Origin of the sequence: Tardiphaga sp. 841_E9_N1_2 (assembly GCF_051811065.1) — a bacterium.
GTDB lineage: Bacteria > Pseudomonadota > Alphaproteobacteria > Rhizobiales > Xanthobacteraceae > Tardiphaga > Tardiphaga robiniae.
Genome location: NZ_JBPWQC010000001.1, coordinates 5,280,992 through 5,293,854 on the forward strand (window position 1 = coordinate 5,280,992; position 12,863 = coordinate 5,293,854).

At 62.1% G+C, this 12,863-nt stretch carries 16 protein-coding genes; 8 read left to right on the top strand and 8 right to left on the bottom strand.

All coding sequences use genetic code 11. From position 1 onward, the window contains the following. Positions 1–5 precede the first annotated feature (5 nt). From AB8A50_RS25285 to AB8A50_RS25300, 4 genes are read left to right on the top strand one after another with little or no spacing between them, the layout of a single operon-like run. On the top strand, positions 6–671 hold the full coding sequence (locus AB8A50_RS25285; RefSeq protein ID WP_175368851.1) for a CoA pyrophosphatase: 666 nt from the start codon (positions 6–8) through the stop codon (positions 669–671). Continuing rightward, positions 668–931 (top strand): DUF6111 family protein, encoded by a 264-nt coding sequence (locus tag AB8A50_RS25290; protein ID WP_089262546.1) that lies wholly within the window; start codon positions 668–670, stop codon positions 929–931. Before AB8A50_RS25285 ends, AB8A50_RS25290 begins: the two co-directional genes overlap by 4 nt. Next, complete coding sequence (locus AB8A50_RS25295; protein WP_439079293.1) at positions 928–2,181, top strand: CCA tRNA nucleotidyltransferase; 1,254 nt, start codon at positions 928–930, stop codon at positions 2,179–2,181. The genes AB8A50_RS25290 and AB8A50_RS25295 overlap by 4 nt, the downstream gene beginning before the upstream one ends. 14 nt (positions 2,182–2,195) lie before the next feature. Beyond that, a complete protein-coding gene (locus tag AB8A50_RS25300) occupies positions 2,196–3,059 on the top strand; it encodes a serine hydrolase domain-containing protein (RefSeq protein ID WP_439079294.1) in 864 nt (287 codons plus the stop codon). Between the two features lie 47 nt (positions 3,060–3,106). On the opposite strand, the gene AB8A50_RS25305 is transcribed toward AB8A50_RS25300, so the two are convergent. From AB8A50_RS25305 to AB8A50_RS25315, 3 genes are all read right to left on the bottom strand, one after another. Next, the gene (locus AB8A50_RS25305) at positions 3,107–3,358 is read right to left on the bottom strand and encodes a YodC family protein (RefSeq protein ID WP_093759610.1); all 252 of its coding nucleotides are present in this window, start codon (positions 3,356–3,358) and stop codon (positions 3,107–3,109) included. An 82-nt stretch (positions 3,359–3,440) separates the two neighbouring features. Then, positions 3,441–4,163, bottom strand: a complete 723-nt coding sequence (locus AB8A50_RS25310) for an aspartate/glutamate racemase family protein (RefSeq protein ID WP_439079295.1) — start codon at positions 4,161–4,163, stop codon at positions 3,441–3,443. 105 nt (positions 4,164–4,268) lie between these two features. Continuing rightward, entirely contained in the window at positions 4,269–4,643 is a 375-nt protein-coding gene (locus AB8A50_RS25315) for a nuclear transport factor 2 family protein (RefSeq protein WP_439079296.1), read from the bottom strand. A gap of 29 nt (positions 4,644–4,672) precedes the next feature. Between AB8A50_RS25315 and AB8A50_RS25320 the strand changes: the two genes are divergently transcribed. Together AB8A50_RS25320 and AB8A50_RS25325 are read left to right on the top strand one after the other, a co-directional pair. Then, positions 4,673–5,152, top strand: a complete 480-nt coding sequence (locus AB8A50_RS25320; protein ID WP_439079297.1) for a MarR family winged helix-turn-helix transcriptional regulator — start codon at positions 4,673–4,675, stop codon at positions 5,150–5,152. Positions 5,153–5,250: 98 nt separating this feature from the next. Further along, entirely contained in the window at positions 5,251–5,700 is a 450-nt protein-coding gene (locus AB8A50_RS25325; RefSeq protein WP_439079298.1) for a PaaI family thioesterase, read from the top strand. An 80-nt stretch (positions 5,701–5,780) separates the two neighbouring features. Here the strand turns inward: AB8A50_RS25325 and AB8A50_RS25330 are convergent, their stop codons facing one another. Together AB8A50_RS25330 and queE are read right to left on the bottom strand one after the other, a co-directional pair. Beyond that, positions 5,781–6,146: a 6-pyruvoyl trahydropterin synthase family protein gene (locus AB8A50_RS25330; protein ID WP_089262534.1), complete on the bottom strand. Its 366-nt coding sequence runs from the start codon at positions 6,144–6,146 to the stop codon at positions 5,781–5,783. Positions 6,147–6,177: 31 nt separating this feature from the next. Next, positions 6,178–6,810: a 7-carboxy-7-deazaguanine synthase gene (queE, locus tag AB8A50_RS25335; protein WP_439079300.1), complete on the bottom strand. Its 633-nt coding sequence runs from the start codon at positions 6,808–6,810 to the stop codon at positions 6,178–6,180. 192 nt (positions 6,811–7,002) lie between these two features. Here queE and AB8A50_RS25340 point away from each other — a divergent pair, with 192 nt between their 5' ends. Continuing rightward, positions 7,003–7,545, top strand: coding sequence for a hypothetical protein (locus tag AB8A50_RS25340; RefSeq protein WP_439079301.1), 543 nt, complete (start codon positions 7,003–7,005; stop codon positions 7,543–7,545). Here AB8A50_RS25340 and AB8A50_RS25345 read toward each other — a convergent pair whose 3' ends face one another. The 3 genes from AB8A50_RS25345 to AB8A50_RS25355 form a co-directional block, all read right to left on the bottom strand. After that, a complete protein-coding gene (locus AB8A50_RS25345; protein WP_092139664.1) occupies positions 7,546–7,995 on the bottom strand; it encodes a tRNA (cytidine(34)-2'-O)-methyltransferase in 450 nt (149 codons plus the stop codon). Between the two features lie 87 nt (positions 7,996–8,082). Next, complete coding sequence (gene fsrB / locus AB8A50_RS25350; protein WP_089262527.1) at positions 8,083–9,372, bottom strand: siderophore utilization protein FsrB; 1,290 nt, start codon at positions 9,370–9,372, stop codon at positions 8,083–8,085. A 106-nt stretch (positions 9,373–9,478) separates the two neighbouring features. Next, a complete protein-coding gene (locus AB8A50_RS25355; protein WP_439079302.1) occupies positions 9,479–11,761 on the bottom strand; it encodes a TonB-dependent siderophore receptor in 2,283 nt (760 codons plus the stop codon). 563 nt (positions 11,762–12,324) lie between these two features. Between AB8A50_RS25355 and petA the strand changes: the two genes are divergently transcribed. Next, positions 12,325–12,852, top strand: coding sequence for a ubiquinol-cytochrome c reductase iron-sulfur subunit (petA, locus tag AB8A50_RS25360; protein ID WP_068733107.1), 528 nt, complete (start codon positions 12,325–12,327; stop codon positions 12,850–12,852). The last annotated feature ends 11 nt before the right edge of the window (positions 12,853–12,863 follow it).

Here is a 12,863-nt window from a genome sequence, read left to right on the forward strand (position 1 = left end):
AGCCGATGCTGAAGACCGACGCGGATGCCGCGGATATCGGTTCAGTTGAGTTTTTCAAGCGGGCGAAGGCACGCCTGAATTTCGATGTGCCAGAGGGGCTCACCGATGCCAGCATCATTCCCGTCACCGGCGATGCCGGCAACGACCGCATGATCCAGATTGTGGCGCAGGAGCGGCCGATCCGTCCGGCCGCGGTCCTGATCGGCATCGTCGAACACGAACAACCAACCGTGCTGCTTACCCAGCGCTCCGCGCATCTCAACGATCATGCCGGACAGATCTCGTTTCCCGGTGGCAAGATCGATCCGACCGATGTCTCGCCGCTGGACGCCGCGTTGCGCGAGGCCGAGGAGGAAATCGGTCTCGATCGCTCCTTCGTCGAGCCGATCGGCTATCTCGACCTGTATGCGACCGGCTTCGGCTTTCGCATCCTGCCGACGCTGGCGCGGGTGAAGCCGGGCTTCAGTCTCACGATCAACGAGAACGAAGTCGAAAGCGCATTCGAGGTGCCGCTGGCGTTTCTGATGGACCCCGCCAATCATCAGTTGCACAGCAAGGAATTCCGCGGCATGGAGCGGTCCTATTACGCGATGCCGTTCGCCGAACGTTATATTTGGGGCGCTACCGCAGGCATCCTGCGCGTGCTGTATGAACGGATCGTGCTCACATGATCCGTCCGGTTCTGACCGAAGTCGGCATTTTCCTCATCCCGTTCGCGCTTTATGCCATTTTCCTCATCGCGACCAAGAATGGCGTGACACTGAAATCGTCATGGCCGATGCCGGTGATGATCAGGCTCGCCATCGCTGCCGCCGTGCTGGTGATTGTCAGCCTCGTGCTGCTGGCGCAGTTTTCCGGCGCGCCGCCGGGATCGACCTATGTCCCGGCGCATATCGAAAACGGCAGGCTCGTTCCCGGGGTCGAAAAATGAGCGTGCGCAAACTGCACGACGCGTCGTGGCTCACGTCAGGACCGTCCGGGCAGGTGCTGGCGCTGCTCAATGGCAATGGCGAGGAAGCCCGCGCGGTCGGCGGCGCTGTGCGCAACGCTCTGATGAAATTGCCAGTGGGCGAAATCGATATAGCCACGACGGCCATGCCCGATGAAGTGATCCGCCGCGCCAAGGCGGCCCATATCAAGAGCGTCCCGACGGGCATTGAGCACGGTACGGTGACGCTGGTGGTCGATGGCGCACCGTTCGAGGTCACGACATTGCGCGAAGACGTCGAGACCTTTGGCCGCAAGGCCAAGGTGGCGTTCGGGCGCGACTGGAAGCACGATGCCGAACGACGTGATTTCACGATGAACGGTCTTTCCGCATCCATCGACGGCGTAGTGCACGATCATGTCGGCGGCCTGTCCGATCTCGATGCCCGGCGGGTGCGCTTCATCGGCGATCCCGATAGGCGCATCGCCGAAGACTATCTGCGCATTCTCAGGTTCTTCCGCATTCATGCCGCCTATGGCGCCGGGGCGCCGGATCGCGAGGGCTATCTCGCCAGCATTCGCGGCCGCGATGGACTGGCGGGAATATCGGCCGAGCGTATCAGGATGGAGTTGCTGAAGCTGCTGGTGGCCGATGGGGCCTTCGCGGCGGTGGATGCGATGGTCGATGCCGGCCTGATGCTACGGATCGCGGGCGGCGTCACCTACAAGGGACCGTTCGCCGCAATGATCGCCATCGAGCAGGCTCTGGGGCAGAAACCTAATGCGGTTCTGCGGCTTGGCGCGCTTGGCGTGGCCGTCACCGAGGATGCGCGGCGGCTTGCGCAAAAGCTGCGGCTGTCCAATGACGAAACAAAGGCCTTGGATTCGATGGGCCATCGCTGGTGGCGGCTGAAGGGCATGGATGAACCCCATGCCCGGCGGCGGCTCTATCGCTTGGGCGAAACCCGTTATCGCAACCGCATGATGCTCGCCTGGGCTCGCGCCGGCCGCGATGCCGATGTAGAGGCGTGGAAAACGCTCGTAACCTTGCCGGAACGATGGACACCGCCGGTGTTTCCGCTCAGGGCCGCCGACTTCATGGCGCGCGGCATCGCCAAGGGCCCGGCGCTCGGCCATGTGCTGGCGCTGGCGGAAGATGCCTGGCTGGCGCTGGACTTTCCGATGGAGGTCGATGTGTTGACTGTTATCGCCGACCAAACGATTGCGCGATTCAAGCACGACCATCAGCTCTAAGTCTCGACGGTACCATGAAGCACGTCATTCGCCCCGGTTCTGCCGATATCAGCGATGATGCCGACGTCGTTGTGCCGTGGTGGAGTTTTACCAAGACGCTGATTGCCGCCACGGCACTGACCATGGTGCGTGATGGACAGTTGCGTCTGGATGATGCGTTGCCGGGCGAGTCCTTTACGCTCCGCCAGTTGTTGCAGCATCGCGCCGGTCTGGCCGACTACGGTTCTGTTACGGCCTACCATGCGGCTGTCGCTGCCGGTGAAGACGCCTGGCCGGTGGACCAGCTGCTGCACTCAGTTTCTGCTCTGCATGCCGGAATTGAGCCGGGCCATTTCGCCTATTCGAATGTCGGCTATTTGCTGGTCCGGGAACATCTCGAACGCGTGAGCGGGCTGGGGCTCGATGCCTTGATACGACACCGGTTGCTCGAACCCTTCGGTGTGGTCGGGCCGCGCATCGCCAATCAACGCAGCGATCTCGCCGATGTCCGGATGGGCAATGCGCAGTCTTACGATCCGCGCTGGGTCTATCACGGGCTGGCGGTCGGGACATTGCGCGATGCCGCAATGCTGTTGCACCGCTTGATGACGACGGACTTGCTGCCTGTGGGGTTGCGCGACGAGATGTGCCACGGAATCGCAGTGGGTGATCCCGGTACAGGACGTCCGTGGCAACACGCGGCTTACGGCCTTGGCGTTATGGCTGGAACGACAACCGGTAATTTACGCGTCGTTGGGCATACCGGCGGAGGTCCGAGCAGTGGCATCGCCGTCTATCATTGTCCCGAACATGCGCAAGCAACCGTTGCGGTCTTCGCGACCGACGGTGCTGCAGGCAATATCGAGGCGGACGCGTTCAAACTCGGTCTGCAAAGATGAGCAACAAGCCGCCGCCGGACATTTGCGCCCGGCGGCGGGCGGCCTGATCAGGCCACCTTGCTCTTGTGCTCTTCTTCTTCGTCGTCGTGTTCTTCAGCTTCGTCCTCTTCGCTCTCGTCTTCGTCGTCATGCGGGATGACGAGGGCGAGTTCGAGCACGGCACGCGGAAGGGTCTCGCGGAACAGATCGCCTTCCTCGCCCAGCCAGATGCATTCGATGTTGTCGCCGTCAACGTCGGCCACGGTCAGCGGGCAACCGCCCGACTTCAGCATGACGACATCGCCTGATTTCAATTCCATGGTCGGCTCCCGAAATGTGTTTGACGCGCACTGAGTCTAGCTCCGCGTCATGACAGGCCGAACACGGGGATGTTTCGGTCAGCTATTTTTGCTGAAGCAGTTTTGCGAGCTCCGCGCCGAGGCCGACGCTCTCCAGCGCAGGCGGCGGGCTGCTGTCGAGACCTTTCGCTGCTGCGGCGATCACGGCACGCGTGCCGGTTTCGACGGAACACAAGACGGGTACCGGCACGCCAGCTTGGATGCGAGACGCAAGGCCGGCGAGTGCTGCGCCGCCAAGGATCACGACCTCGGCCCCGTCGTCCGTGGCACAGGCCGTGCAAGCGCTGGCGAGCGCGGCCAGTGCTGCATCGGGATTCCGCGCGATATCGCCGCCGGTCGGTGCGATGGTGCGCACCTTGGCGAGCTTGTCGGCCAAGCCGATGCTCCCGACGAATTCCCGGAGCATCGGCCCCCACAGCGCGCCGCCCGTCACAATGGCGAAACGGCCGCGTCTGGATGCCTCGATGCAGGACGCTTCAGCCATGCCGACCACGGGGACATCAGCGATCTCGCGCAAAGCCAGCAGGCCAGGGTCGCCGAAGCAGGCGAGGTAGACCGCATTGCAGCCGGCGCCATGAGAAGCATAGGCGTCGAGCGCCGCATGGCCTGCGATGGCCGCCGAGGCGCGCGTCGAGATGTAACGCGCTCCGAACCGGCCGGTCACCGGCACAAAGGTCGCGACATCGCCGGCGATGGCCTCGACATGCCGTTTCACCAGCGTGGTGACGCTCTCGGTGGTGTTGGGATTGATCAGCAGGATGCGCACGGGATGGGCTCTCGATGAGTCCGTCCACTATAGGCGCCAGTGCGAGAAATGCACGGCGATCATCGAAACGCACGCGGGCGCATGAGACGTGCCGCCCGCGCCGTCCTAGCTGCCGGCGCCATAATAGGCTTCGCTGCGGACGATCTGGTGATCGGCATCGAAATCCATCATCTCGCACGCCCGGGTCGGTCCACTGGGCAGCGGCGCGCTCCACCAGACCGTCAGGCGCTGCAACTCGCCGTCCCAGGCGGCGCTCTCCAGGGTGAGATGTGGCTCGGATAGCCCGCCATAGGCGGCGTGCCAGTAGGTGCGAATGGCGTCGCGTCCCTTTATGGTGGATGATCCCGCCAGTTTCATTGCCAGCGGGCTGCGCATCTCACCTTCGGGAGCAAAATGATCAACGATCGTATCGATCGCGAGCCGATTCCAGTTTGCAGCCCATTGCTGCGCGAATGCCATCGCGTCCTGCCGCGTCAACATGCGTCCCGTCTCCCTGTCGTGAGTCTTCGATGAGCCCATCTTCTATGAAGCCTAACACCGCCCGCAATCAAGTCAATGTTATTGACCTGAAGAAACTCGATCCGCTCGACGATGCGCTGGCGCTGATGTATTTCGGATGGCGCGGGATGACGCGTGCGGCTGACGAGTATCTGGCGACGGTCGGCCTGTCTCGGGTTCACCATCGCATTCTCTATGCCGTGCTGCGCGGCGAGGGCATCACGATGTCGGATCTGCTGGCGATCCTGCAGATTTCGAAACAGGCGCTGCATCGCCCGATGAAGCAATTGCTCGATGAGGGCTATGTGGCCGTCAAGCGCGATCCGACGCGGCATCGTTTCAAGATTCTTGAACTGACGCCCGCCGGCCGCGCGGTCGAGCGCATCGCATCCGGTCATGAGCGCAAGATCATGGCCCGTGCCTTTAAGAAGGCGGGGGCGGGCAGCCAAGCCGCATGGTCGGCGGTGATGGCGGAGGCGGCGCGCGACTAGCCAAGTTCAAGTCTTGAGGTCAACAATATTGACTTGATAGGCAAGCTCTGCCATCCCGGTCCCATAACAAGGATGTTCACGGGACGGCGGAGGCAAACATGACAACTGAGATTGGTGACGCGAGCAGCGGCCTGAAGCTTGTGCAGCAGGCCTTCGCCGCAGGCGGATTTGCGCGCGGCATCGGCCGCACACTCGGCATCAAGGGCGAGTCCGCAGAGCAGGGCAAGGTTGTGCTGGTCGGCTCGCCGAACGAGGATCACTACAATCCGCTCGGAACGGTGCATGGCGGTTACGCGGCCACGATGCTGGATGGTGCCATCGCGCTAGCGGTGCAGACCTCGCTGCCAGCAGGGACCGGTTACGCGACGCTCGATCTCAAGGTCACCTACATTCGCGCCATGACGGCTGCATCAGGGCCGATCCGCGCCGAAGGCCGTATTATTCACATGGGACGCAGGATGGCCGCGACGGAGGGTACGCTGACCGACAAGGATGGCAGGCTTTGCGTCCATGCCACCGCCACCTGCATGATCACGGGAAAAGACTAGAGCATCATCCCGAAAAGTGGATACCGGTTTTCGCCGACAAACGAATTCGTTTGTCGAGAGATCATGCTCCAATAAAGACTCTAACCCTTCGGCCCGAAATATACGCAGCTCTCGTTGCAGCTGTCGCGAAACACGCCGACGCGGACGACCGGAGCCTTGTCGGCGACGCGGTCCCAGATGAAGCGCGAGAGATTTTCCAGCGTCGGAATGCCGATCGCTTCGATCTTGTTGAGAAACTTGTGGTCGAGCGTCTTGCGCAGCTCATCGAGGCTGCGGTCGAGCAAGCCGAGATCCATCACCATACCGGTCACGGGATCCGGCACGCCGCGGATGGTGACTTCGGCGCGGAAGGAGTGGCCATGGATTTCCTGGCTCACTTCACCGAGCGTGGTGTGAGACAGCGCATGCGCCGCCTCGAAGCGAAACGATTTGGTCAGTTCCCACATAGGAAGTCGTCGTCCTTAGAAGTCCGGGTCCTTAGCGGATCCCAAGTGTCTTGTGTGTCTGCACGCTCAGCCGCCATTGCGGGTGGCGCAGGCAGTAGTCCACCGCGTGCGCGGTATTACTGATGGCGTCCGGCCCGTCCATCGGCTGCAATGAGAAACGCTCGAAGGTGAGGCCTTCGAATTTCTCCGGCATCGCCTGTGGTTGCGGATAGACCAGCTTCAATTCGTGTCCGCTGTGCACCACCAGTTCCGCACCGGCCTTGGGGCTGACGCAGATCCAGTCGATGCCTTCGGGCGGCGCGACCGTGCCGTTGGTCTCGACGCCGATCTCGAAGCCGCGCGCATGCAATGCGTCGATCAGTTCGGCGTCCACCTGCAGCAGCGGCTCGCCGCCGGTCAGCACCACATAGCGGTTATCGGAAGGGCCCACCCATTGCGCAGCGATGGTGTCGGCGAGCTTGTCGGCGGTGGGGTAACGACCGCCCAGCGTGCCGTCCATGCCGACGAAGTCGGTGTCGCAGAACTGGCAGGTGGCGTCGGCGCGGTCCTGCTCCCGGCCGGTCCAGAGGTTGCAGCCCGAGAACCGGCAGAAGACGGACGCGCGGCCGGCATGGGCACCTTCGCCCTGCAGCGTCAGGAAGATTTCTTTGACCGCATAACTCACTGTTTCAGCTCTCTAAAACCGGCATGTCCGATCCGGCTCGGGCCACGTCTCGGTTCCATATGGGGTAAGCGGCGGCTCTTAGCACGGCTGGGCCGTGGATGTCCCGGCCGATCACCGACATGTCAATTGCGATGTCCGGCGCGGGCCGCCAAAGGTCGATGACATCACGCCAAATTGTCGCACCTGGATACCATGCAGCCGTCGCTCGTCACATCCGGCAGTTCTGCCGCCGCCACGCGTAGGTGCGGGACCTGCACCATGTGCTGCAAGGTCTATCGCATCGACGACCTCGCCAAGCCGGCGGGCAAGTGGTGCAAGCACTGCGCAATCGCGCAGGGTTGTAAGATCTACGACAGCCGGCCACAGCAATGCCGCGCCTTCGATTGCGTCTGGATCCAGGACAACGAGATGCCGGAATCCTGGAAGCCGGAAAATTCGAAGATCGTGTTTTCGGTCTATCCGACCACCGGCTTCATCTATGGCCAGGTCGATCCCGGCACGCCTTTCGCCTGGCAGAAAGAGCCGATCCATTCCGGCCTGATCGCCTGGTCGGAGAAGCTGCTGGCAGAACGTCGCCACCTGCTGATCTTCGTTGGTGGCAATGCCACGCTGATCATGCCCACCGGCCCGGTGCCGATCGGCCCGATGTCGCCGGCGGATGGCTTCATCATACGCGAAACCTTCACGGCCAGGGGCAAGGACTACATCGCTACGCGTGTGCCGAGCGGGCGGTAGTCAGCCGCGCACCTGCCGCAGGGCCTCTCCCAATGCCATGGCCACCGTCATCGCCAGATTGATCGACCGCAGGCTCTCACGCATGGGAATAACAACGCGGCTGTCTGCAGCAGCCGCGACATCCTCCGGCACACCGGCGCTCTCGCGGCCGAACAGCAGAATCTCATCGTCCGAATAGCGATGATCGAGATAGGGCTCCGCGCCTTTGGTGGTGAACAGCGCGAGACGATGGCCGGCCTCGCGCCGCCAGTCCTCGAAATGCCGCCATGAATCGTGCCGGACGATCGACACCTGATCGAGATAGTCCATGCCGGCGCGGCGGAAGTGGCGGTCGGAGGTCGGAAAGCCCGCCGGTTCGATAATATGTGCCTCGACATCGAGGCAGGCACAGAGCCGCAGGATCGTGCCGGTGTTCTGCGGAATGTCTGGCTGGTAGAGGGCGATGCGCACGGTGGTTTGGTCTCCGGCCACGTCGCAATCGACCTGGCCCATGTCAGGCGATAGCGCCTGACATGCAGTCGGACAAGGCCGGCGGCTCTATTCCGCCGGCGCGAGTCGCGTATTCGAACGTGCTTCCGTTGTCTCGCGTACCTTCACGCGCGCGCGGCGCTTACGCCACCAGATCACCACGCCGGTCACTGAGAGCGCCGCCACCACCAGACCCATCGCCGAAATCAGGATGCGGCCGGGCAGACCCAGGATTCGTCCCGAATGCATCGGGAACTGCATCTGCACGAAGATGTCGGCGGCGGTGCCGACCCAGGGCAGCTTTGCGCCGAGCGGACGGCCGTCCTCGCTGTCGTAAAACAGCGACGGCGGGCCGACGCCTGCGGCGCCGTGATCGTCGCCAGGTTCGAAGAAGAACACCTGATACACGCCGTGTGCCGGGCCATAGAACAGCGAGCCGATCGGTGTGGTCCAGCCGCGCGCCTTGCCGTCGGCGGTGGCGCGCTCGAGAATCTGGGCCCAGGTCATCTTGGGCTCGATCGGATTATCGAGGTGACGATACTCACGCTGCTCGTAAGGCGTCGGCGTGTAGTCCGAGAACTTCTTCATCAGCGGCGAAAAGACTTCGAAATACAGGTTCAGCGAGAACGCCGTGAACGCGATGATGAACAGCAGGGCCCAGGTCCACAGGCTGAAGGCGCGGTGGATGTCGAAATTGATCCGGTAGGCGCTGCCCGAGGTCTTGATCATCCAGGCCGGCTTCCAGCGCGCCCAGAACCCCTTGCCGAGTTCGCGCGCGACGGCGGGAGCGGCTCCCGCCTTGACGCGTTTGCGCGATGGCAGTGTCAGATAGAATCCGATGAAGCAATCGATGGTCCAGATGATGGCGATGACGCCGAGGATGCGCATGCCCCAGCGGTCGCTGCCCCAGAATTCCGGGATGTGCATTGTGTAATGCAGCTTGTAGAGGAACGAGACGAAGTTCTCGCGGGTCACGGGCCAGACGGCGCCCCAATAGCGGCGGCCGAGTTCCTCGCCGGTGTTGGGATCGAGGAAGATCTGATTGTAATCGAGTGTGTAACGCTTGCTTGTCGTGGGATCGATCCGCGGCAGAACAAAGAACGAGAGCGACTCATTCTTTTCCGGCGTCATGTACATGTGGATCACGCGCGCGCGCGGATCGCGCTGCTCGATCAGGCCCGCGAGTTCGATCGATGGTTTAGCGGGCCCCGCGGTGGTGACGTCCTTCAGCTTGCTGTTGAGGAGATCGTCAAGCTCGTGATCCCACGAGATAACCGCGCCGGTGACGCCCGAGAAGAACAGGAAGGCGGCGGTGAGGAGTCCAGCCCAGCGATGCAGGCGCCCGAAGATTGATCTCATGGCGTTCCGCCCGTGTTGTTGTGGTCGCGTTTACTACCAAGTGTCGCCACTGCCGGTCGAGAGACCGGCGGTGGCGTATTGTCGCGTTTTAGGGTGATTCTAATGTTCACCAGCGATAGGTCAGCTTGGCGACGACTTTGCGCGAGTCACCGTAGAAGCAACCATAAACGGGGCTGTAGCAGGATGAAACATAGCGGGTGTCCGCAATGTTGGTGACGTTGAGCGCGAGCCGGTAGTTCTTCTGATTATAGGCCAGTAGCGCGTCGACCACGGTGGCTCCCGGCACCTTGCTTGTGTTGGCATCGTCGGCCCAGCTATCGCCGATGTAGCGAATGCCGCCGCCAACCTGGACGCCCTCGAACAGGCCGCCTTGCATCGTGTAGTCGCTCCAGATGCCCAAGCGATTCATCGGCACGGTGGTCAGAGCCTTGCCAACATTCACCGGATCCTTGGTGACTTCGATGTCGATGTAGGAATAGGCGGCGCGGACATTGAATCCGGCGGCGAGGGTGGCGGTGGCTTCCACTTCGATGCCGCGAGAATTGACTTCGCCGGTTTGAATCGCCGTGAATGGCGCAACAGGCAGGAAGCGAACGACATTTTGCCGGGTCAGGTCGAAGGCGGCGAGCGTGATCATCGCATTGACGCCGACCGGCTGATACTTGATGCCAACCTCATGCTGATGCGCTGTTTCCGGCGCCAGCAGGCTGCCATTGGCGATGTTCAGCACCGGCAGGAACGACTCCGAGTAGCTGTAATAGGGCGCCACGCCGCTGTCGAAATTATACATCACCCCCGCACGACCGGTGAAGGCCGACGCATCGGTGGAGGTCGATGAACCGTCCATGTAGTTGTCGTAGGTCGTCTTGGCAAAATCCTGCCGGCCACCGAGCTGGACCGAGAGCCTGCCGAGCTTGATCTGGTCCTGCGCATAGATGCCGACCTGCGATTGCTTCACGCGATAGTCTTCGTAGAGCGCTCCCTTGGTCCAGCTGTTGGTGTAGACGGGGTTGAAGACGTTGAGGGGATCGGCGCTGTAGCTCGTGTTGACGTCGGTCGATGTCGTGTTTCGATAGTCGATGCCGAACAGCGTGGTGTGGCTCAGGATGCCGGTGGTGAAGTGGCCCTCCAGCTGGTTGTCGACGGCGATGGAGTTGATCGTCGAGGCCGATGATCCGCCGTAGCGGTAGAGCAGCCCGGCGGCTTCGTCGAGGTAACCGCCGGCATTGATGCTGTCGGATTCGTTGTGCATCCACGAGTAGCGCAGGTTCTGCCGGAAGGTCAGGTTGTCGTTGATGTTATGCGCGAACAGGTAGCCAACCGAAGCGATCTCATTGTCGTATCTGTTGAAGCCGGGTTCGCCGGTGTTGCGGTTGATAGGGATGATACGGCCCGCATTCGGATAGATCGTGCCGGATGCCGGCAGGAACTGCAGACCCCAGCCGTTCTTCTCCTTCTGATAATTCGCCAGTACTGTGAGTGTGGTGTCTTCGTTCGGCTTGAAGGTGACGGCCGGCGCGATGAAGACGCGGCTGTCCCTGGCGTCATCGACCTGCGTGCCGCCGTCACGGACCAGGCCGGTCAGGCGATAGAGCACCGTGCCTTCCTTGTTGGCGGGACCGCCAAAATCGAACTCGCCCTGATAGCGGTCGAAACTGCCGCCTGACACCGAGATTTCGCCGAACTGCCGGGCGGTCGGAAGCTTGCTGACATAGTTGAGAATGCCGCCCGGCCCGCTGCCACCATACATCACCGAGGACGGCCCTTTCAGCACTTCGAGACGAGACGCGCCGAAGGGATCGAGGCTGTCGAAATGGATATAGGGCGTGCTGGGCAGCCGCAGGCCATCAAGGTACAGCCCCTGCTGCGTCATGTCGAAGCCGCGGATCTGAATGCCGCCATTGCGGGTATCGGAACCGCCATTGACGTCGCCATTGGCGCCCGCGGTGTAGCGCAGCGCCTGAGTGAGGGTCTGTGCGTCCTGGGTCTTGATCTGGTCGGAGGTGATCACCGAGATCGATTGCGGAGTTTCCATGATCGGGGTGTCGGTCTTGGTGGCGGAGCCGCTGCGATTGGCGACGAAGCCGATCACGGGGCCGCCGGCGCGCTCACCGGCGTTGGGATTGGCTGGTGCCACCGGTGCCGCCTGCGGCGCACGGGCTGTGCGATTGGTGCGGGCGGCGCGGCTGGTCGATGCGCGCTGGGTCGGCCTGGCCGTCGCCGGACGCGTACGCTGCTGCGGCGCATCCACCGTCACTGGCGGCAGGGCAGACTGAGCGTCGGCAGTACCTGTCGGAATCGACAAAGCGAGACCGCTGACGGCGCAAAGACATAGAGCCCGCAGCATGTGCAGCCGAGTTGCCGATTCGATGGAGTGGAATGTTGTCATGACGCTGCGATGCCCCAGTTAGGCCGGCTCTACCGGTAAAATTTGGATGCTTTCGCTTTAGCGCAGGCGAAGAATGAGAACAGAATTAGGGATTTAGAACGTCTTCAAACGCGCTACTTGAGCGCGATTTGTTGCTGAAACGACGCAGAATTATTCACGATCATGAATTGTTGCCGTTTTTGCCTGGCGGTCGCGCGAATCGTAGTGCGCGAGAGGTGTCCGGAAAATCGGCGGAGCGCGATCGACTGCGAATCGCGATCCCTTGTCCCGCCAAAAGCCTGACGGCCGTTTCCGATAGTCGCGACGTGCCGAATTATCCGCCGCGCGGAAAGGCGTTGATTCTGTGGTGCATCGCATCTTGCTTCGCCGATCGTAGGCTTGCACTGCCGCACCAAGGGTGCCAATAGAACGATTCTGGACTGCGTGTTCTGGCTGTTAGGCAAGGACTAGTAGGCCTCTGCCGCCGTGGGGAGAATCGCGGGCGTCGGTTTTTTGCTTCAGGTCAACGCAAAGACGTGACCGGGAGTGTCTAAGCCGGCTGCAGATAAGAAAGGGTTGGGATCGTGACGACAACGTCTTCGGCGGAACACACGCGCCGTGATTTCTTGTTCGTGGCCACTGGGGCAGTGGCTGCAGTGGGCGCCGCAGCCGCCGTCTGGCCGCTGATTTCTCAAATGAATCCAGATGCTTCGACCATCGCGGCGGGTGCGCCGATCGAGGTCGATCTGGCCCCCATCGCCGAGGGGCAGGACATCAAGGTGTTCTGGCGCGGCAAGCCGATCTACATCATGAACCGGACCAAGAAGCAGGTCGAAGAGGCGCGCGCCGTTCCGGTGTCGAGCCTGCCCGATCCGCAGACCGATCAGGCCCGCGTCAAGGAAGGCCACGACCAGTGGTTGGTCGTCATCGGCATCTGCACCCATCTGGGCTGCATCCCGATTGCTCACGAAGGCGCTTACGACGGCTTTTTCTGCCCCTGCCACGGTTCGGTCTACGACACTTCGGGCCGCATCCGTCAGGGTCCGGCGCCGCTCAACCTGCCGATCCCGCCTTACGCCTTCGTCTCTGACACCAAGATCAAGATCGGCTGAGCTGTCGGATC

Coding starts and splice junctions, on each gene's coding strand:
- AB8A50_RS25285 (WP_175368851.1), top strand. CDS start 6: ATGCTGAAGACCGACGCGGATGCCGCGGATATCGGTTCAGTTGAGTTT.
- AB8A50_RS25290 (WP_089262546.1), top strand. CDS start 668: ATGATCCGTCCGGTTCTGACCGAAGTCGGCATTTTCCTCATCCCGTTC.
- AB8A50_RS25295 (WP_439079293.1), top strand. CDS start 928: ATGAGCGTGCGCAAACTGCACGACGCGTCGTGGCTCACGTCAGGACCG.
- AB8A50_RS25300 (WP_439079294.1), top strand. CDS start 2,196: ATGAAGCACGTCATTCGCCCCGGTTCTGCCGATATCAGCGATGATGCC.
- AB8A50_RS25305 (WP_093759610.1), bottom strand. CDS start 3,358: ATGGAATTGAAATCAGGCGATGTCGTCATGCTGAAGTCGGGCGGTTGC.
- AB8A50_RS25315 (WP_439079296.1), bottom strand. CDS start 4,643: ATGTTGACGCGGCAGGACGCGATGGCATTCGCGCAGCAATGGGCTGCA.
- AB8A50_RS25320 (WP_439079297.1), top strand. CDS start 4,673: ATGAGCCCATCTTCTATGAAGCCTAACACCGCCCGCAATCAAGTCAAT.
- AB8A50_RS25325 (WP_439079298.1), top strand. CDS start 5,251: ATGACAACTGAGATTGGTGACGCGAGCAGCGGCCTGAAGCTTGTGCAG.
- AB8A50_RS25330 (WP_089262534.1), bottom strand. CDS start 6,146: ATGTGGGAACTGACCAAATCGTTTCGCTTCGAGGCGGCGCATGCGCTG.
- AB8A50_RS25340 (WP_439079301.1), top strand. CDS start 7,003: ATGCAGCCGTCGCTCGTCACATCCGGCAGTTCTGCCGCCGCCACGCGT.
- fsrB (WP_089262527.1), bottom strand. CDS start 9,372: ATGAGATCAATCTTCGGGCGCCTGCATCGCTGGGCTGGACTCCTCACC.
- AB8A50_RS25355 (WP_439079302.1), bottom strand. CDS start 11,761: ATGACAACATTCCACTCCATCGAATCGGCAACTCGGCTGCACATGCTG.